Below are 18,434 nucleotides of genomic sequence, written 5' to 3' on the forward strand. Positions count from 1 at the left end.
AGAGCAATAATTAAACAGACCATAAGGAATAAACTATGAACAAGCTTATCGGCATTGTCTTACTAGTGGTTGGTATTATTTTGTTGTATTTCGGCTGGGAAGCCTATAACTCGGCGGCATCGGAGCTCAGCCAAATGGCAACCGGAGAAACCACAGATAACGCGATGTGGTATCTGATTGGCGGCGCTATTGCAGTTATTGTAGGCCTCTACGGCATCATTCGTGGCAAATAACTGAACACAGCTGCGGTGAGTACTTGCTGGCGAGCAACCAGCTCGGCTCACCGCCACTTTTGGCCCACAGCCAAAACGGCGAAGGGCAGCTAGTCATTAATCTTGTTGCACATTAGGTAACCGCCAAGCCCGCACGGCCGCTAATAAGCCTAAACCAATCAATGTGAGCATCACTGCTTCAATACCTAACAGGCTATCTACTACACCTAACAGCATGCCTAACAATAAAACCACACCAATAACTGTGTTCGACACCGCAGTAAACTGGGCACGATTATCCTGCGTTGCCATATCCACCAAATAAGTTTTACGGCCCACGCGAGCCCCATGATGAGCTACGGCTGCAGCAAAGATCAGTCCACCGCCTACCCATGGCTGGGCTAACCAAGCCGGAGCCAAAGTCATGACCGCCAAAGCTATTGCCATAACCGCTGTGGCTAATAAGGCGGCCACTGACATCACCTGCTGGCTAGCGCGATCGGACCAGCGCCCCCAAAACCGACCTGCAAGTAAACCAGCAAGCCCGCTCGCCAACATCAAACCGCCCAAACTCGTGAGTTGCAAACCATCACCCCCTTGCTCGGTGCCAGCCATTTGGATCATCACCACCAAATATGGGATGGCAAAGGCCGAAGCCACCAGCAGCGCGCGGGTTATTACAAACTGACCAAACTGACGGTCTTGCCACAATAAACGTAACGATTTCAGTGCCTCAACTAAAGCATTACCGCCCCCTTCGGTGGCACCTGGTACCTCTGGTACCGCAGCATAAATCAGCGCAGCGCACAGCCATAGGAGCGCAGCCGCACCCAGTAACGCTGCAAACAACCACTCACTAGCTTGATTGTCGCTACCTACCTGGGGCACCCCAATAATCACTAACGCAGTTAACAGCGATAGCAGCCCAGCGATTGAAGCCGCCAAACCTGTTAGGCGACCGCGTTTGGTTTTAGAAATGGTTTTACCTTGCACATCTTTGATAGCAACGGAACAGACGCCCCGGGCAATGCTAAAGAGCGTAAGTAACATAATGACGATCCAGCCAAGCAGCTCGCCCCGAGTAGTAAGGACAGCCACCAACATACCCACCAAAGCCGCGGCTTGACCAAGGCTACCCGCTACCCAAAACCATTTTCTAACAGGGGTCTGCCGCAGTTGCTGGGCAATAATTAATTGCGGTAAAAGAGCCAACGACTCACGTAGCGGCACCAGCGCACTGATGAAAAAGCTAGGCGCACCTAAGGCGGTTAACATCCACGGCAGCACCAGCCGAGCACTTACTAAAGAATCACCCAACTTAGTTAGGGTAAGTGCCCATAAATGAGCTAAAAAGGCTTGTGGTTGGTCATTACAGGCGGCGTCGGGGATATCTTTGCACACGCGCGCATCTTCATCTTCTGCTAGGTAGCCATAGAGTTTGTTTGTTAACGACTGCTGCTCGGTACTACTCATAATGGCTCCTTGGTTGACGATGTTAGCGGCCCTAGCGGCCTAACACCGGCGCGGCCAATTAAGTATGGCCTTGTAAGTTATGATGTAATTCATACCATAATTGGCTGACAGTTTCAGCCAACTGCAGCCAATCGGCTAATTGTTGCGAGTGAATATGAATACCAGCAACACCTTCGTAGCTATGAATAAAAGCTCGTTGCTGAGTGTTATCAAAATCGTTGGCCAACATGCTATTCGCCAAATCAAAATAGCGTTCACCCATACCCGCATATTCCCAATCGATCACCTGTAACTGCGGACGGGTAAAAACATGATGAAAAGCTAAGTCGTTGTGACAAAAAACCGGGTTCATACCAAAGCAGTCAATTAACTTGCGTTGCTGCCCAATACGTTTACGAAACTGGCGCGCGCGCTCTTCATCATAACGAGCTAAGGCATCACAATAGATTTGTAACCGCGACCGCAACGACCACACCGGCACATCAACTTGCACCCGATGAATTCTGGCACTCACCTCGGCTAAGCGCTGGATTTTGGTGCTCATAGCCAAGGTGCTGTGAGCTAAATCATCGCCGCTAATAAACGGCTGTAGTAGCAATCCCTGAATGGTATCGTAATAGAGAACGGCGGGGGCGAGTTGTTGCTCGGCGAGTTGTTGTTGTAACGCTACTTCTTGGTCGCGATTAAGACCGTAAGGATGATCGTAGCGGAAATGCTTTAACACATAACTCTGCTCGGTCGTGATAATTTTATACACGTCGTTAGCAACCCCTTTGAGAAGGGGTTGCGTATCTAAAACACCATGAATAGGGAGGTTAGTTAACCACTGCTGTTGCATGCTTGTTGTTGTCCTTGCCGCCATTGCCACATTGCATAAACTACCAAAACTAAATACACCACATAAAGCCCAGCGGTTTGCTCAAATCCCTTAATGGCATATAAATAAATATAGGCGCTATCAATCACCAGCCAATACACCCAATTTGAAAATAATTTGCGCGTAAGAAGCCAAGTGGCAAACAAACTATAGACAGTAGTATAGCTGTCTAGCCATACTTGGTCAGCTTGTGTGTAGGTTTGCATCAACCAAGCCAAGAGTGCCGCAACCAGCGCCAGCAGCACGCCAACAATGACATGCCAACGCCAACTATACCCTACTTGAGTAGCAGCACTATCACTTGCCGTGCCATAGCGCCACTGCCACCAACCATAACCTGCCAATAGCACATAGATGGCTTGTAAGGCACTTTCTAAATACAGCTGCACATGAAACATCAGCCAGGCATAGATGGCGCAACTTAAGGCGCCAGCTAACCAACACCATACCGACTGCCGAGCCGCCAACAGTAAATACAGAAGTGCTAGAATAATCGCCAGGATTTCCATCCCTTGCTCCTAAAAACTATAGCTTGCGGTGAAGCCCACACGTCGTGGCTCACCCCACTGCTCATAGGTTTGTGGCGCATATTCAATTCTTGGATCATTGCCAAAATAGAAGCCGCGTATACCATAGTCTTGGTCACTGAGATTACGCGCCCACAGGCTCAAATGCCAGTCTGCTAACTGCCAATCCACACTGGCGTGCCAAAGTTGTACAGCAGCACTACGACTATTATGCGAATCTGAATAATAGAAGCTATCTTTGTAGTCTGTTTGCAGCGTCACCGACAGTTGCTCTAATGGCTGCCAAGTGATGCCGACATTGGCCTGATGATTTGGTGCATAGGCCAATTCACGACCACTCATGTCAACCCCATCTTCGGTCACAAAGCCTTGCATGTCACTTTCTAACCAGCCCAATGCAGCAAAGCTCTGTAACTGCTCCGTAAAGCGATACCGTAGCTCTAATTCCGCACCATAGCTATTGCCACTGGCAGCGTTTTCAATGTAACCAACAAACTGCTGTTGTCGATTAATCCAACTCTTAAGCTGTACGTCATTACGGTCTTGGTAAAACAAAGCTGCATTAAACAACAGGGTATCGCTATCGTTGATATATTTGTAACCAAGCTCGTAACTGGTGAGCAACTCAGGTGCAAAGGTAGCCCGCTGCTGCAGGAACTGGCCCAACTCGGTATCTAACTGACCACTCACCTTACCCAGCGCCTCACCATTCACCCCACCCGTTTTATAGCCACGCGCTAGGGTGCTGTACCACATGCCACCCGCTGGGGTTTGATAACTTAAACTCAGCCGTCCGCCCCACATAGAATCACTCGGCTTAGCTGCCACCTGATTACTATCCTGATAAGGATTACGATAACGCTCTAAACGCAGCCCGGTAGTGAGTTGCCAGCGATCGCTTAACTGCTGAACCAGCTCACCATAAAGGGCGAGGTGCCGGCTTTGATAAGAACTAACAAAGCGATCTTGCTGGTCAATATCCCAGTTCATAAAATCTCGTTGCATGTCCTCATCACGCTGATAGGCATACAGCCCTAACACCCAATCTGTTGGTAAGCCCAGCCATACTTGAGGCTGTGTACTTAACCAACGTACTTCTACACTATGGTCTTGGCGCTGCCGTTGATAGCTATCTACCGAGGCATATTCCCATCCCGGCGCAATCCCTGGATAGCTCCAATCTTCGTCATAACTGTACTTACTATCAGCATTAAGATAACTGTAAGCCAGCAACAACTCGCTGTATTGCCAACCCGAAAAGGTTGCGGCAAAGCGCACTGCTTGCTGGGTTAAATCATCTTCTCCAGGTTGGTCGGCATAACTTTGCCGGGTATTATCCAGGCTAAAGGCATCGTAGCCATTATCTTGCCGATAGCTATGCAGGGTAGAACGTAAACTCCAATCACTGCCTAACTCGGTAAAAACATTCAAACGTACTGCACGTTCGGAACGCTGTTGGGTATCGTCTCGTTGCAAATAGAGGTTTTCGGTAAAACCATCATCCCGCTGTTGATAAATACTTAAACGCGCGTCGCCCAAAGCACCAACCGCCCCACCCAGCGCTAGGCCAGCGCGGCGACCACCGTAGTTTGCAATGCCGAGTAACCACTCGCCACCATGTTCTGCTTTAGCTCGAGTGCTTTCTAGCACCAACATGCCAGCCATGCCATCAGCACCAAAGCGGCCACTTTGGGGACCACGATAGATCTCAACTTGGCTAATATCAAACAATTGTGCGGCTTGGCCTAACCCACTGTAATTAATACCATCAATAAGTAAACCAACGGAAGGATTAATAGGGTCAACAAACTGACTACGCTCACCAATACCACGAATTTGAATAAATCGTGCGCGCGAGCTCCCCCCTGCAAAATTAACGTTAGCAACGCCTTGCAGTACTTCATCAAGATGCATAGCGCCGCGCTCAGCCACCATGCTTGCGCTAATAGTGGCGACACTGGTAGGGGTTTCATTGACCGTTAGCTGCCGAAATTGACCTTGCACGCGAATACGCTCTAACTCGATAGCAGCGTCATCAGCGGAGGTTGGCTGCGTGGCCTCAGTGGCGGCATGGGCAAGACTAGTGACTAGGGTAAAGCCTACTAACAGGCTCGAAACAACAGGTACAACAGAGTTAAACATTGGATTATTTCCTTAAAACACATAAGAAACAATCCGGCTTGGCAGGTCTATAATGGAGGTTGTTAGCTACCATCCCTACGCCAGTATTAACCGGATCAGGTGCAAAGGGTTCGCAAGTTGCATCTCAGCCAGTCGTCGTGAACGACCGGCACCCCTTGGTAATGCGGACAAAGTATAACAGAGACGCTTAGATAAAGGCCAGAGCATCGCCGTAAAGTTGGACCAGTGGTAAGCCATTGGCATGAAATTCGTCGCGAATAATCCTTACCATTTCAAAGCGCCCAGCAGCATAAACATCGGCTTCGCCAAGATCACTTTGGTCGGTTAGCACGGCTTGGTGAACCAAGCCAGTAAGTCCCGTCCAAGTGGGCTCTGGGTATTGCACCACAGGGCGGTAATAAAAATGAGGATAGGCTTCGGCTAACGCTTGCAATTGATCATGCAAATAAAGATCAGCGCTGCTACGCACGCCCCAATACAAAGTGACTGGACGAGTTGATTTGCGCTGTAAATGTGCCTGTGCAATAGACCATGCGTAAGAAAACCCGGTGCCTCCAGCAATCAAAATAAGCGGTCGAGTACTTTGCGTATCATCACGGTACCAAGCGTCGCCGAGCGGTCCTTCAATCTCGATACAGCCGTTGTTGCGCATGCTTTCAAGCACCTCATAGGCGTACTTATTCTCTGGCGTAGCACCAATATGTAACTCTAACAGACTGCCATCTGAGGGGCACGAGGCGATCGAGAACGGCCGTTTATCCCGCTCCCCCATCACTACTTGCAAATATTGCCCCGCTTTAAATTTCATCGCTTGCGGCGGTTGCAGTTGCACGCGATACACAGCGGCAGTCAAAGCTTCGATGGCCGTTACTTGGCACAACATGGTTTGCATCACATTTTTCCTATATCTATGTTGTAGGTGTTTACGGCTGAGTATTAAAGATATCCAGCTCATCCCACAATTGGTCTACCCGGGCGCGGACTTGCTCATCCATCACAATTGGCGTACCCCATTCTCGTTGGGTTTCACCTGGCCATTTATTAGTTGCGTCCATCCCCATTTTTGAGCCAAGCCCTGATACTGGTGAGGCAAAATCCAGATAATCAATCGGGGTGTTTTCTATCAACACCGTATCGCGTGCGGGATCCATCCGAGTTGTCATTGCCCAGATAACATCTTTCCAATCACGGGCATTGATGTCGTCATCACAAACAATGACAAACTTGGTGTACATAAATTGGCGTAAGAAACTCCATACCCCCATCATCACTCGTTTGGCGTGTCCGGCGTATTGCTTCTTCATGGTCACCACCGCCACTCGGTACGAGCAGCCTTCTGGTGGCAGATAAAAATCAACAATTTCTGGAAACTGTTTCTGCAGTAACGGCACAAACACTTCGTTAAGCGCCACCCCCAGCACCGCCGGCTCATCAGGCGGTCGTCCGGTATAAGTACTATGATAAATGGGTTGCTTACGCATGGTGATATGCGTCACGGTAAAGACAGGGAAATCATCCACCTCGTTATAATAACCGGTGTGATCGCCATAAGGTCCTTCTGGAGCCATTTCGTCAGGCGCAATATAGCCCTCTAGAATAATTTCGGCATGAGCTGGTACTTGCAGAGTGTTACTAACGCACTGAGTTACTTCGGTCTTGCCATCACGCAACAGGCCAGCAAAAGCGTACTCTGAGAGCGTATCTGGTACCGGCGTAACGGCGCCAAGGATGGTCGCAGGGTCGGCTCCTAACGCCACAGCTACTGGAAAGTTTTCGCCCGGATGACGACGTTTGAACTCTTGAAAATCCAATGCACCACCGCGATGCGACAACCAGCGCATAATGAGTTTGTTTTTACCCAGCACCTGCTGTCGATAAATACCTAGGTTTTGTCGTTCTTTGTGAGGACCTTTGGTTACCGTCAAGCCCCAAGTTACGAGCGGAGCTACGTCGCCTGGCCAGCAATGCTGTATCGGCAACTTGGTTAAATCCACTTGCTCACCCGTTAAGACCAACTCTTGGCACGGTGCCTTTTTCAGTTGTTTAGGAGACATGCTTAGCACTTTCTTATACAACGGCAACAGATTTAACGCATCTCGAAAGCCCTTAGGCGGCTCTGGCTCTTTCAAAAAAGCCAATAACTTGCCTACATCCCGTAACGCTGCTACTGAGTCTTGCCCCATTCCTAGTGCGACCCGTTCAGGTGTACCAAACAGATTAGCTAACACCGGAATATCGTGGCCTTTCACGTTCTCAAACAACAATGCTGGACCGCCCGCCTTGAGCGTTCTGTCAGCTATTTCTGTCATTTCTAGGTAGGGATCAATCGGCTGCTGAATACGCTTCAGTTCGCCTCGTTGTTCCAATAATGCTATAAAACCACGTAAATCTTGATATTTCACGGTGACACTCACTATTTGCATGGGTGCTGTAAAAGCAATTAGGCGCGCAGTATAAATGTTTTTGATATAGTTTTCAGCGATAGCTGTTTTTCTACCAAGGAATTCTACCAAGGATAATCAAATGCTCGCATTTTGGATCATTTCTGCACTAACGCTAGTGCTCGTGATAACAACCTTAGCGCCATTTTCTAGTAGTAAAGTATGGTGGGTCAGAATCTGGGATTTTCCGCGTTTACAAGAAACCGCCATCGCACTCTTCTTATTAATCGCTAGTGCAACTTTTCTGCCTGCCCACCAACCCAGTACCTGGGTGCTAGTAGCGCTACAACTAGCTTGTGGGGCTTGGCATTTGTGGTGGATTTTTCCCTACACTCCTTTTGCTGAACGCACCGTTGCTAGATATCGACGCAAGCATGAGCCGAGCATCAGTGATCATTTACGGATTCTCACGGTCAATGTACTCGAGCCCAATCGCAATGCCATTAAACTCCTGAAATTAATTCATCAACACCGCCCCGATATTGTTGTAGCGGTAGAAACGGATGCTTGGTGGATGCAACAACTTGATGAAATACAAGATCATTTGCCTTACGTGCAGCGCTGCCCGTTAGACAATTTATACGGCATGCTGGTGTATTCTAAATGGCCGTTAGTGGATGCTGAAACGCGCTTTATGGTAGAGCCACAAGTGCCCTCGATGCATTTTACCTTGCAGTTACCCAATTCACAGGTACGCATGCACTGTGTACACCCCGCACCTCCTAGTCCTACTGAAAACGAAAAATCGCGCGAACGTGACAAAGAATTGCAAGCGGTGGCCCGCATCGCCTTAAATGAAACCGGCCCGGTGATAGTTACGGGTGATCTCAATGACGTTGCTTGGTCACGTTCAACCCGCACTTTTATGCGTATCAGCAAATTATTAGACCCTCGGATGGGACGCGGTATTTATAACACCTTTCATGCCAAAATCCCGTTGCTACGCTGGCCGCTCGACCACATTTTTCATAGTCCCCACTTTATGCTGGTGAAGATTAAGCGCTTACCAGCGTTTGGTTCCGATCATTTTGCGTTGCTTACGGAGCTGGCTCTGAAAAAATAAAAAAGCCAGCAAGGTAAGCTGGCTTTTTGCTAATAACTAAGACGAGCGACTTAGCTCTTTTGGCGTTTCATCGCTTCAAAGAATTCATCGTTAGTTTTGGTCATTTGCAACTTATCAATCAAGAACTCCATCGCTTCTGTTTCACCCATTGGGTGTACAATTTTGCGTAGAATCCACATCTTCTGTAGCTCTTCTTGATTGGTCAGTAACTCTTCGCGACGGGTACCTGAACGATTAAAATCGATCGCTGGGAAGACTCGTTTTTCAGCAATTTTTCGGTTTAAATGAAGTTCCATGTTACCGGTACCTTTAAACTCTTCGTAAATCACTTCATCCATCTTCGAGCCGGTATCTATCAACGCGGTAGCAATAATGGTTAAGCTGCCACCTTCTTCAATGTTACGGGCTGCACCAAAAAAGCGCTTGGGTTTATGTAACGCGTTCGCGTCCACACCACCGGTGAGCACCTTACCAGAGCTAGGAATCACGGTATTGTAGGCACGCGCCAAACGAGTAATGGAGTCGAGCAGGATAACCACATCCTTTTTATGCTCTACCAATCGCTTAGCTTTCTCAATCACCATTTCAGCGACTTGCACGTGGCGGCTAGCTGGTTCATCAAAAGTTGATGCAACCACTTCACCTTTTACCAAGCGATGCATCTCGGTGACTTCTTCTGGACGCTCATCAATTAGCAATACCATGAGTACACAATCGGGATGATTGGCCGCTATTGACTGCGCAATGTTCTGTAATAGTAAGGTTTTACCAGCTTTCGGTGGCGCAACAATCAAGCCACGCTGACCTTTACCTATAGGCGATGCTAAATCTAATACCCGTGCAGTAATGTCTTCCGTTGAACCATTTCCACGTTCCATCCGCAGACGTTCGTCAGCATGAATCGGAGTAAGGTTTTCAAAAAGGACTTTATTGCGGGAGTTTTCAGGTTTGTCGAAGTTTACTTCACGGATTTTGAGGAGAGCAAAATAACGTTCGCCTTCTTTGGGCGGGCGAATCTTACCCGACACCGTATCACCCGTGCGTAAGTTAAAACGACGGATCTGGCTGGGCGACACATAGATATCATCAGGGCCAGCTAGATAAGAAGAATCGGCCGAGCGCAAAAAGCCGAAGCCATCTTGCAAAATCTCAAGCACGCCATCGCCGTAAATATCTTCACCGCTTTTGGCATGAGCTTTAAGAATAGCAAAAATAATATCTTGCTTGCGCATCCGAGCCATTGATTCTAGGCCCATAGTTTCTGAGAGCTGCACCAGCTCGCTGATTGGTTTGTTCTTTAATTCAGTTAAGTTCATAGGGGGGTAATGACTTTTGTGGCCAATAAAAAATTGAGTTGTTTAATTTAGGGATTTCGACTGCTTCGGATACCTGAAGGCTGGCACCCTGAGAAAAGTTATGCGAAGAAAAGTAACACCTAAATCGAAAAACGTCCAGTTTTTCGTCGATTTTAATAAAAAAATAGCGAAATGACCCACTCAAGGTTGCCTTGGATCAATCTAAGACAACCTTAATGGGCCAAACAATTACAGATTTTGCTCAATAAACTCAGCTAACTGAGCTTTTGATAAGGCACCCACTTTAGTGCCAGCCACTTCACCATTTTTGAACAGCAACAGGGTTGGGATACCACGAATACCGTACTTAGGCGGAGTTTGATTGTTGTGGTCAACGTTTAATTTACCCACAGTGATGCGATCGCCAAAGTCGTTGGCAATCTCATCTAGAATAGGTGCAATCATTTTGCATGGGCCACACCACTCTGCCCAAAAATCTACTAAAACTGGTTTGTCTGAATTAAGAACATCGCTCTCAAAACTTTCATCACTTAGCTGAACAATTTTATCACTCATGATAATCTCCGCTGCTGAATACGCGTGAAATAATAAAACACTATTATTTCTGTTTTTGAATGTTAGCGCAAACTGATATGCTTACGCCATGAGTAAAACACATTTGACAGAGACACGCTTCGCCGATCTCGACCTGCACCCGCAGGTATTAGCCGCGCTACAAAGCGCTGGGTTTGAACATTGTACACCTATTCAAGCATTAAGCTTACCGATTGCCCTAATCGGAAAAGACGTTGCAGGACAGGCGCAAACCGGTACAGGTAAAACTTTAGCCTTTTTAGTCGCTACTTTCACCACGCTGTTAAACAAACCGCGTACTGGTGACCAACGTTATCCGCGTGCCATCATTATGGCGCCTACGCGTGAGCTTGCCATTCAGATCGCTAACGATGCTGAATTGCTTGCCAAACATTGCGATATGCGTCTTGGCATTATTTATGGGGGCGAGGGTTATGAATCTCAACGGCAGCAGTTAGAACAAGGCGTTGATATTCTGATCGGTACCACGGGTAGATTAATAGATTACTGTAAACAAGGCATCTACCAACTGGATAAAATTGAAGTGGTGGTGTTAGATGAAGCCGATCGCATGTTCGATTTGGGCTTTATCAAAGACATTCGCTACATGTTCCAGAAAATGCCACCACCTAAGCAGCGTCAGAGCTTGTTGTTTTCTGCCACGCTCTCGCAGCGGGTTCAGGAACTGGCTTACGAGCATATGAACTCACCTACTAAAGTTGAAGTAGAGCCTTTACAAAAAACCGGTACGCGTATTACCGAGGAGCTTTTCTACCCGTCTAAGCAAGACAAAATAAAGCTACTACTTACGCTGATTGAAGAAGATTGGCCCGAAAAAGCCATTATCTTTGCGAATACCAAACATACCTGCGAAAAAGTATTTCAATGGTTGGAAGCTGATGGTCACCGCGTGGGTTTGCTGACGGGTGATGTACCTCAACGCAAGCGCTTAAAGATTCTCGAGCAATTTACCTCAGGTGAGCTTGATTTCTTAGTTGCTACGGATGTTGCCGCGCGTGGCTTGCACATTCCTGAAGTGAGTCATGTCTATAATTACGACCTCCCGGATGACTTTGAAGATTATGTGCATCGGATTGGTCGAACCGGACGCGCTGGAGCTAGTGGTAAAGCGGTTAACTTAGCCTGCGAAGAGTACGTCTATAATTTACCAGCCATTGAAGAATACATTGGCCATGCAATTCCAGTGACTAAGTATGCTCCCGAGGCTCTACTTACGGATCTTCGTAGCCCTCGTACCAGTCAACGTCGACCGCGTGGTGGTCGTCGGGGTGGCAGCCAACAACGGCGACCACAGAATAGCCGCAAACAAAGTCCGCGGTAATCATTTATGACGCAGGAAGCGCGCTTTGCAGCAATTGATCTTGGTTCGAATAGTTTTCATCTAATTATTGCTGCAACCAAGCGCGCTGGCGGTTATCGGATCATCTCCCGCTACCGCCACAAAGTCCGTTTAGCTGCTGGCTTAGATCAGCAGCTATGGGTCAATGATGCGGCCATTGGTCGCGGCTTACAGTGCTTATCCATGTTTCGTAACATGCTGGCCGACATTCCGTTGGGTCATATTCGTTGCGTGGCTACCGCAACCTTGCGCAAAGCCAGTAACCAGCAGCAAATGATCGCCCAATTTGAGGAAGCTTTAGGCTGTCCCATTGAAGTCATTTCTGGTCACACTGAAGCCAAACTCATTTACCAAGGAGCGACGAGTGCCTATGCCGGCTCAAGCAAGCCCCTACTGGTGCTGGATATCGGCGGTGCCAGCACAGAGGTTATCGTCGGTCATGGTACTGAACCTCTGCACTTAGAAAGTTTTGATTTAGGCTGCGTGGTTTGGCAACAGCGCTTTTTTCATAACCAAACTATTTCAGCAACTGCCTGTAACGACGCTATCGCCTCAGCACGAGCACTTTTGGCCGACCATGTAGGTAGGTTCAAAGAATTGGGATGGGAGCAGGTAAGCGGCGCCTCAGGCACCTTCCGCGCGCTGTTAGACTTAAGGCAGAGCCGACAACTCACTCCAGTGATAGATGCGACTTGGTTACAGCAGGTGTTAGCTGAAGTTATTGCTGTAGGACATGTACAACGGTTACACGAGCTCCCGTTACGGCGCGACCGCACGGCTGTCTTTGTAGGTGGGCTCTGTATCTTGATTGCCTTGCTCGAAGAGCTAGGCATTCACCGGGTGCACCTGGCCGCGGGAGCATTGCGTGAGGGGCTGTTACTACAACAACTAGCGGCAGTAACAGCACCCAGCAACAGTTAGGTTAGCTTGATTGTTGCAACTTTTGCGCAGCTACCTTGGCAAAATAAGTTAAGATGCCATCGGCACCAGCGCGCTTAAAGCCTAGCAATGACTCTAAAATCACATCTTCACTCAACCAACCGTTGGCGATAGCTGCCTGCATCATGGCGTACTCACCACTCACCTGGTAAGCAAAAGTAGGCACCTTAAAGGTATCCTTAACGCGTCGTACGATATCCAGGTAGGGCATGCCCGGCTTAACCATCACCATATCCGCACCCTCTTCAAGATCAAGTGCAACTTCGTGCAAAGCTTCATCGCTGTTGGCCGGGTCCATTTGGTAGGTCTTTTTATTACCGCCTTTTAAATTACCGGCAGAGCCGACCGCATCCCGAAATGGACCGTAGAATGCAGACGCATATTTAGCAGAATACGCCATGATTTGGACGTTGATGTAGCCATGCTGCTCGAGGGCTTCACGAATAGCGCCAATCCGGCCATCCATCATATCTGACGGTGCCACCACATCAGCACCAGCCTCGGCATGAGATAGTGCTTGGCGAACTAAGGCCTCAGTGGTGATATCGTTTTGCACATAACCGGCTTCGTCAATAATGCCGTCTTGGCCGTGGGTGGTAAAGGGATCTAATGCTACATCGGTAATAACGCCTAACTCAGGTACCGCTGCCTTGATAGCGCGAACCGCTTGCTGGACGATGCCGTTCGGGTCCCAAGCAGCCTCAGCAGTCAATGATTTATGCTCGGCTGGAGTCACAGGAAACAAAGCTACAGCAGGAATGCCTAACGCTGCAATTTCTTTACATTCTTGCACTAACAAATCTATGGATAAGCGCTCAACGCCCGGCATGGACGCCACCGTTTCACGTTGCTCGGTACCCGGTAAGACAAACACGGGATAAATAAAATCGGCAGCTGTTAGCTGATTTTCTGCCACCATACGACGACTAAATTCATGACGGCGTAAACGGCGCATACGACGAAACGGAAAATGGCTGACATGCTGCATAGATTATCCTCTAAGATGGCGGACGGTTAGTCACTCGCTAGACGCTTAGCAACCACCCGAATTTGGTCACGACCAGCAGCTTTAGCGCGGTACAGCGCTTCATCGGCGGCTGCTAGTAATTGGGTGGGCTGATCATAGACCCCAGGACGAGCTACTGCAACCCCCATACTGACGGTGATGCGCATCTCTCCTTGATCCGTATCAAAGGCATGCTGACGTACCTTCTCGGCAATCTTCATGGCAATATCACGAGCGCCAATTTCATCCGTATCTGGCAGCAGCACCACAAATTCTTCACCGCCATAACGATAGACAGTATCACTAGCGCGACGTAGCAATTGCCGCAGCACCTGCGCCAGTTCAATTAATATTTGGTCGCCCACCAAATGTCCGTGGCTATCGTTCAAAGGTTTAAAATGATCGATATCAAGCATAATCAGCGTTAGTTCGCGGCCACTGCGCATGGACCGACGAAACTCGCGCTTAAATTCTTGGTTTAAAAAACGCCTATTGTACAAGCCAGTAAGACCATCTTCGTTGCTCTTTTGCTCGAGTTCTTGATTGGCTTTTTGTAGCCGTAGCATCACCTGCTTCAGCTCTTGAGTGCGTTTCGTCACCATATCTTCGAGTTGATGATTTAATTGCTCTTTCAACCCCAACTGCTCTTGCCTACTTTCGTTAAAGCGCAATGCCAAAGCCCAAGACAGCAGCAACACCTCAAATGCTGACGCAGCCATGATGGCGTAACGTTGCACAAAAACCGATTCAAACAGCCCCAAGTAGCCCAAGGCATTAATACTGATAGCGGCTAGCAAACCGCCTAACGCGAAGGTATAAATACGCGCATAAATCAGGCCGCGGCGCCATAAAATGATGCCGCAACTCAATAAAAAGCCACAGCATATAACCGCAAAACCAAGTACAAAAGGTATCAAAACCGCGTAGGGCAAAATCAAGCTGAGCAGAAAAATAACGCCATACAGCGCCATAAAGAAGCGCAACACCCTATGTAATCTGGCACTGTGCTGCTTGGTTTGTAACACGCCCATGGTCACCAGCGTTGCAAACAAAATCATGATGCTACCTATCATGGTAACAATTCGATCTTGAATCCATACCGACCCTGGCCACAGGTACTGATAACCCACCCCATCTAAACCGGCCATTAGCAGCCCGACGGAGAGAGTGTAAGCTGAGTAATTTAAGAAACTACGGTCTCGAGTGACCAAATAGGTGAAGAGGTTATAAAACACCATGCACAAAATCAGGCCGAAATATAGCCCAGTAGCGGCCACCTGATACTGATGAAACTCCATGAATTGCAACGGTGGCCAGATCTCTAGCGGAAACCTTAGCGAGCTTTCAGTTTGGACTCTGAGGTAAATATCGTGGGCTGCATGGGTAGGCAGCGGAACGACAAAGTTTTTATTGTGAATGGGTCGCTGCGCAAAGGGATATTGATCGCCCATGCTGACCTGACTCAGCACTTGCCCTGCTTGCACAAAGTAAACGTCGATCGAGTCGAGTAAGGGATAGCCTAAATAGAGTATACGATCGGCGTCATTAGCACCTACCGATACTTTAAACCAATACGCCTGTGGCGTGTATCCAAAAGACACCGCCTCACCTGCTGGCATCTGCTGCCATGCTGCGGCTGGCTGTTGCAGCAAGCCTAGGAGCGTGGTTGTATTGGTTTCAGCTTGATAATAGATGGTTGGTTTTACAACCTGTAGCGGCTTTGGTGGTGTCGGCTGCGCTTTAACCGCAGTTACGGCTACACCAATAATAAGCAACAGCACCAAGGTCACCCAACGGCCCCAAGAAACGTTCATAGCATCCCTATTGTTGTATAAATTCTAGGCTGTTCTGCCAGCACTGAGCAGCAATAGTGGTGACTTCCTGTTGTCTTAGCTGCGCCAGATACTCACCTATAGCGGGGAGTAAACTAGGTTCATTGCATTTGGGTCTTGGCCGAATCGTTCGCGGTAGTAAAAACGGTGCATCGGTTTCTAACAGCAATCTGTTTGCTGGTATCCATGGCACCGCCTGTTGTAACTCTGTTCCTCGACGTTCATCACATAGCCAGCCCGTGATGCCTATATAACAACCAAGATCGAGGTAATTAGCAAGCTCTTTTTCGCCGCCAGTAAAACAATGCGCTAGCATCCGTGGAATACTTTTTAAGAAGGGCTTTAATAATGCTAATTGCTGTGCTTGCGCATCACGTTCATGTAAATAGACAGGCAACTTCAATTCAGCAGCTAGTTCCAACTGAGCGGTAAAAACCTGCTGCTGAATGGCTGCGGGCGAGTAATTACGGTTAAAATCTAGCCCGCACTCACCAATCGCTACCACCGCTGGATGTTGAGCTAGTTCTCGTAGTCGGGCTAAATCGGTGGGCTGGCTAGCCGCCGCATCGTGTGGATGAATACCAACACAGGCCACCAACTGCTGCGGAAAACGTTCACACAAAGCCAGTGCCTGCTCGCTTTCCAACACATTAGTACCAATCACCAGTTGACGCTCAACGCCAGCGGCTAAGCCACGTGCAATCACCTGTTCGGCTTGCACCAGTAGCTTAGGATTGGTTAAATTCACCCCAACATCAAACCAGCGTAATGCGCTCATGCTTAGAGTTAATCGATGCGCCGCACTTTAATCCGCCGCGGGGTACCTTCGTAACTTAAGAAGAAACTGGTAAAGGCGCCACGCTCAATGTAGTAGCGTGCGTTATCCTTAAACAAAAATGTTCCGGACTCAGATTGCTCCCAGATTTGCCCATCTTCAGTTTCAACCACCCAATAACCGCGCGCATTTTGTTCCAGTTTGGTAATCGTAATGTACTGTCGATCAGGGGCATCTTCGGTTGCGGTACGATGTTCTTTACCAAATTTTTGTTTCACATCAGCTTGGCTTCGCTCTGCCGCGCGGGTCGAGCGATTCATACCACTTGCACCCGGCGCACTAGCTGCTACCGCAGTCTCATCACTACCGCGTTGCACTACGGTAACTTGTGCTGCGAGTTCATCAAAACAAACCAAGCGCTGTAACGCATTCTTGATATCAGCACAACGTAACAACTCAGCATCCACTGCTGTTTGTGCCGTTGCTGGCGCCGACCAGGCGGCCGTCAGTACTGTCGTCAACATCAAAGCACTTGTTCCAAACCCATACATCAGCTTTCGCATAGCTACTTCCCATTCGTATTAGTTGCATCGGCGGAGTCAGCAGCTGGCTTAACTCCCGCTTTTTGATATAGACCTGCAATAACTAGCCCAAGTTCAAACAATAACCACATTGGAATAGCAAGCAACGTTTGTGAGATGACATCCGGTGGTGTCAGAATCATGCCCACAATAAAAGCAATTACAATGACATAAGCTCGCTTAGCACGCAATGCAGCGACACTTGTTACGCCACTCCAAACCAATAAAATAATAGCGACTGGGGTTTCAAAGGCAATCCCAAACGCCATAAAAATGGCCAGCACAAAGTCTAAATAGCGAGCTATATCAGTTGCTACTGTCACCCCTTCTGGAGCGGCCCCAGCTAAAAAGTTTAAGGCTAACGGCAACACCACCCAGTAAGCAAACGCCACCCCAGCATAAAATAATAACGTACTACTTAACAGCAACGGCACCACTAAGCGTTTTTCGCGCTTATACAAACCCGGGGCGATGAATCCCCATAATTGCCACAGCAAAAATGGAATAGCCAATGCAATAGCTACTACTAAAACCAACTTGAAGGGGGTGAAAAATGGTGTGGCCACATCGGTGGCTATCATACTGGTGCCCTGCGGCAAACTCTCCAGCATAGGCAGCGCTAGCCAGTGGTATAGATCGTTGGCAAAGGCCGCCAACAGGGCAGAAATAACACCTACCGCCAGCAGACTTCGTAGCACCCGCGTTCGTAGTTCTAGTAAGTGCTCCAAAAAGGGCATCTGACTAGCCATCTGACGAATCCTTAGGTTTATCGGTGCTGTTGCCCGTATTAGCAGGGGTGGCATAAGGGCGCTGCACTTGTTGCGCGGCTGCCTGTAATTCAACAATAGACCGCTGCACGTCGGGCGGTAATTTGTCCATGCCGAGTTCTTCAGCTTGCTTCAAATGCTCATGCAACTCTTTAATCCGCAGTTCGTGATTCAGCTCTTGTTGCATGTTGCTGGTAAACTCTTTGACTTTACTCACCCCTCGCTGCATTGAGCGCAAGGCTCCTGGCAGGCGCTCAGGACCCAACACAATCAGCCCCAGCACTGCGATTACCACCAGCTCCCAAAAGCCAATATCAAACATGGTCTACTGGTCTTTGTGGTCGGTACGCGTAGCTGCAGATTGCTGCTGATGTTCAACCTGATCGTTGGTTTTTTCTTGCGGTTTAGTCTCGCTATCGTCATTCACTGACTTTTTGAAACCTTTAATGGCTGAGCCTAAATCACTACCAATGTTGCGCAGACGCTTGGTGCCAAATAACAGCACAATAATCAATAACACAATCAGCGCTTGCCAAATTCCAATTCCCAT

Annotated in this window: 19 protein-coding genes and 1 riboswitch; of the genes, 4 read left to right on the forward strand and 15 right to left on the reverse strand. The window is 48.4% G+C overall.

Annotated features, from left to right (window positions below):
- Positions 1–35: 35 nt before the first annotated feature.
- Positions 36–233: a DUF3185 family protein gene (locus ACQ661_RS08295; protein ID WP_110075505.1), complete on the forward strand. Its 198-nt coding sequence runs from the start codon at positions 36–38 to the stop codon at positions 231–233.
- 96 nt (positions 234–329) lie between these two features.
- Here the strand turns inward: ACQ661_RS08295 and ACQ661_RS08300 are convergent, their stop codons facing one another.
- From ACQ661_RS08300 to ubiD, 6 genes are all read right to left on the reverse strand, one after another.
- Positions 330–1,685: an MFS transporter gene (locus tag ACQ661_RS08300; protein WP_153826892.1), complete on the reverse strand. Its 1,356-nt coding sequence runs from the start codon at positions 1,683–1,685 to the stop codon at positions 330–332.
- Positions 1,686–1,743: 58 nt separating this feature from the next.
- Complete coding sequence (locus ACQ661_RS08305; RefSeq protein ID WP_162014573.1) at positions 1,744–2,523, reverse strand: phosphotransferase; 780 nt, start codon at positions 2,521–2,523, stop codon at positions 1,744–1,746.
- Positions 2,505–3,071, reverse strand: a complete 567-nt coding sequence (gene pnuC, locus ACQ661_RS08310) for a nicotinamide riboside transporter PnuC (protein WP_110075508.1) — start codon at positions 3,069–3,071, stop codon at positions 2,505–2,507. Before pnuC ends, ACQ661_RS08305 begins: the two co-directional genes overlap by 19 nt.
- A gap of 9 nt (positions 3,072–3,080) precedes the next feature.
- Positions 3,081–5,231, reverse strand: coding sequence for a TonB-dependent receptor (locus ACQ661_RS08315; RefSeq protein WP_110075509.1), 2,151 nt, complete (start codon positions 5,229–5,231; stop codon positions 3,081–3,083).
- A gap of 55 nt (positions 5,232–5,286) precedes the next feature.
- Positions 5,287–5,397, reverse strand: a riboswitch (TPP riboswitch).
- A 21-nt stretch (positions 5,398–5,418) separates the two neighbouring features.
- Positions 5,419–6,123 (reverse strand): NAD(P)H-flavin reductase, encoded by a 705-nt coding sequence (fre, locus tag ACQ661_RS08320; RefSeq protein WP_110075510.1) that lies wholly within the window; start codon positions 6,121–6,123, stop codon positions 5,419–5,421.
- A 31-nt stretch (positions 6,124–6,154) separates the two neighbouring features.
- A complete protein-coding gene (gene ubiD, locus ACQ661_RS08325) occupies positions 6,155–7,633 on the reverse strand; it encodes a 4-hydroxy-3-polyprenylbenzoate decarboxylase (protein WP_110075631.1) in 1,479 nt (492 codons plus the stop codon).
- A 121-nt stretch (positions 7,634–7,754) separates the two neighbouring features.
- Here ubiD and ACQ661_RS08330 point away from each other — a divergent pair, with 121 nt between their 5' ends.
- The gene (locus tag ACQ661_RS08330; RefSeq protein ID WP_110075511.1) at positions 7,755–8,735 is read left to right on the forward strand and encodes an endonuclease/exonuclease/phosphatase family protein; all 981 of its coding nucleotides are present in this window, start codon (positions 7,755–7,757) and stop codon (positions 8,733–8,735) included.
- Between the two features lie 50 nt (positions 8,736–8,785).
- Here ACQ661_RS08330 and rho read toward each other — a convergent pair whose 3' ends face one another.
- Both rho and trxA read right to left on the reverse strand, forming a co-directional pair.
- Positions 8,786–10,051, reverse strand: coding sequence for a transcription termination factor Rho (gene rho, locus ACQ661_RS08335; RefSeq protein ID WP_110075512.1), 1,266 nt, complete (start codon positions 10,049–10,051; stop codon positions 8,786–8,788).
- Between the two features lie 228 nt (positions 10,052–10,279).
- Positions 10,280–10,606 carry a thioredoxin TrxA gene (gene trxA, locus ACQ661_RS08340; RefSeq protein WP_110075513.1) on the reverse strand — a complete coding sequence of 109 codons (327 nt, stop codon included), beginning with the start codon at positions 10,604–10,606 and terminating at the stop codon, positions 10,280–10,282.
- An 88-nt stretch (positions 10,607–10,694) separates the two neighbouring features.
- Between trxA and rhlB the strand changes: the two genes are divergently transcribed.
- Together rhlB and ACQ661_RS08350 are read left to right on the forward strand one after the other, a co-directional pair.
- Positions 10,695–11,966: an ATP-dependent RNA helicase RhlB gene (gene rhlB, locus ACQ661_RS08345; RefSeq protein ID WP_313933238.1), complete on the forward strand. Its 1,272-nt coding sequence runs from the start codon at positions 10,695–10,697 to the stop codon at positions 11,964–11,966.
- Positions 11,967–11,972: 6 nt separating this feature from the next.
- The gene (locus ACQ661_RS08350) at positions 11,973–12,905 is read left to right on the forward strand and encodes a Ppx/GppA family phosphatase (RefSeq protein ID WP_369742748.1); all 933 of its coding nucleotides are present in this window, start codon (positions 11,973–11,975) and stop codon (positions 12,903–12,905) included.
- Between the two features lies 1 nt (position 12,906).
- On the opposite strand, the gene hemB is transcribed toward ACQ661_RS08350, so the two are convergent.
- Genes hemB through tatA form a run of 7 tightly spaced genes read right to left on the reverse strand, consistent with a single transcriptional unit; the run spans position 12,907 to position 18,434 of the window.
- On the reverse strand, positions 12,907–13,911 hold the full coding sequence (gene hemB / locus ACQ661_RS08355; protein ID WP_431668132.1) for a porphobilinogen synthase: 1,005 nt from the start codon (positions 13,909–13,911) through the stop codon (positions 12,907–12,909).
- Between the two features lie 26 nt (positions 13,912–13,937).
- On the reverse strand, positions 13,938–15,743 hold the full coding sequence (locus ACQ661_RS08360; protein ID WP_431668133.1) for a sensor domain-containing diguanylate cyclase: 1,806 nt from the start codon (positions 15,741–15,743) through the stop codon (positions 13,938–13,940).
- A gap of 7 nt (positions 15,744–15,750) precedes the next feature.
- Positions 15,751–16,539 carry a TatD family hydrolase gene (locus ACQ661_RS08365; protein WP_431668134.1) on the reverse strand — a complete coding sequence of 263 codons (789 nt, stop codon included), beginning with the start codon at positions 16,537–16,539 and terminating at the stop codon, positions 15,751–15,753.
- Positions 16,540–16,547: 8 nt separating this feature from the next.
- Positions 16,548–17,099, reverse strand: coding sequence for a hypothetical protein (locus ACQ661_RS08370; RefSeq protein ID WP_431668135.1), 552 nt, complete (start codon positions 17,097–17,099; stop codon positions 16,548–16,550).
- A 2-nt stretch (positions 17,100–17,101) separates the two neighbouring features.
- Positions 17,102–17,866 (reverse strand): twin-arginine translocase subunit TatC, encoded by a 765-nt coding sequence (gene tatC / locus ACQ661_RS08375; protein ID WP_431668136.1) that lies wholly within the window; start codon positions 17,864–17,866, stop codon positions 17,102–17,104.
- Positions 17,859–18,206, reverse strand: a complete 348-nt coding sequence (gene tatB, locus ACQ661_RS08380) for a Sec-independent protein translocase protein TatB (protein WP_110075521.1) — start codon at positions 18,204–18,206, stop codon at positions 17,859–17,861. Before tatB ends, tatC begins: the two co-directional genes overlap by 8 nt.
- Before the next feature lie 3 nt (positions 18,207–18,209).
- Positions 18,210–18,434, reverse strand: coding sequence for a Sec-independent protein translocase subunit TatA (gene tatA, locus ACQ661_RS08385; protein WP_431668137.1), 225 nt, complete (start codon positions 18,432–18,434; stop codon positions 18,210–18,212).

Origin of the sequence: Pseudidiomarina sp. WS423, assembly GCF_050750165.1 — a bacterium.
GTDB classification, from domain to species: domain Bacteria; phylum Pseudomonadota; class Gammaproteobacteria; order Enterobacterales; family Alteromonadaceae; genus Pseudidiomarina; species Pseudidiomarina fusca.

What these genes read in the sequence shown, in the direction of transcription:
- tatB (WP_110075521.1), bottom strand. Translation starts at nt 18,206, where the DNA reads ATGTTTGATATTGGCTTTTGGGAGCTGGTGGTAATCGCAGTGCTGGGG.
- ACQ661_RS08295 (WP_110075505.1), top strand. Translation starts at nt 36, where the DNA reads ATGAACAAGCTTATCGGCATTGTCTTACTAGTGGTTGGTATTATTTTG.
- ACQ661_RS08315 (WP_110075509.1), bottom strand. Translation starts at nt 5,231, where the DNA reads ATGTTTAACTCTGTTGTACCTGTTGTTTCGAGCCTGTTAGTAGGCTTT.
- ACQ661_RS08350 (WP_369742748.1), top strand. Translation starts at nt 11,973, where the DNA reads ATGACGCAGGAAGCGCGCTTTGCAGCAATTGATCTTGGTTCGAATAGT.
- pnuC (WP_110075508.1), bottom strand. Translation starts at nt 3,071, where the DNA reads ATGGAAATCCTGGCGATTATTCTAGCACTTCTGTATTTACTGTTGGCG.
- tatA (WP_431668137.1), bottom strand. Translation starts at nt 18,434, where the DNA reads ATGGGAATTGGAATTTGGCAAGCGCTGATTGTGTTATTGATTATTGTG.
- ACQ661_RS08305 (WP_162014573.1), bottom strand. Translation starts at nt 2,523, where the DNA reads ATGCAACAGCAGTGGTTAACTAACCTCCCTATTCATGGTGTTTTAGAT.
- rhlB (WP_313933238.1), top strand. Translation starts at nt 10,695, where the DNA reads ATGAGTAAAACACATTTGACAGAGACACGCTTCGCCGATCTCGACCTG.
- ACQ661_RS08360 (WP_431668133.1), bottom strand. Translation starts at nt 15,743, where the DNA reads ATGAACGTTTCTTGGGGCCGTTGGGTGACCTTGGTGCTGTTGCTTATT.
- ACQ661_RS08370 (WP_431668135.1), bottom strand. Translation starts at nt 17,099, where the DNA reads ATGCGAAAGCTGATGTATGGGTTTGGAACAAGTGCTTTGATGTTGACG.
- hemB (WP_431668132.1), bottom strand. Translation starts at nt 13,911, where the DNA reads ATGCAGCATGTCAGCCATTTTCCGTTTCGTCGTATGCGCCGTTTACGC.
- rho (WP_110075512.1), bottom strand. Translation starts at nt 10,051, where the DNA reads ATGAACTTAACTGAATTAAAGAACAAACCAATCAGCGAGCTGGTGCAG.
- ACQ661_RS08365 (WP_431668134.1), bottom strand. Translation starts at nt 16,539, where the DNA reads ATGAGCGCATTACGCTGGTTTGATGTTGGGGTGAATTTAACCAATCCT.
- ACQ661_RS08300 (WP_153826892.1), bottom strand. Translation starts at nt 1,685, where the DNA reads ATGAGTAGTACCGAGCAGCAGTCGTTAACAAACAAACTCTATGGCTAC.
- ACQ661_RS08330 (WP_110075511.1), top strand. Translation starts at nt 7,755, where the DNA reads ATGCTCGCATTTTGGATCATTTCTGCACTAACGCTAGTGCTCGTGATA.
- fre (WP_110075510.1), bottom strand. Translation starts at nt 6,123, where the DNA reads ATGCAAACCATGTTGTGCCAAGTAACGGCCATCGAAGCTTTGACTGCC.
- tatC (WP_431668136.1), bottom strand. Translation starts at nt 17,866, where the DNA reads ATGGCTAGTCAGATGCCCTTTTTGGAGCACTTACTAGAACTACGAACG.
- trxA (WP_110075513.1), bottom strand. Translation starts at nt 10,606, where the DNA reads ATGAGTGATAAAATTGTTCAGCTAAGTGATGAAAGTTTTGAGAGCGAT.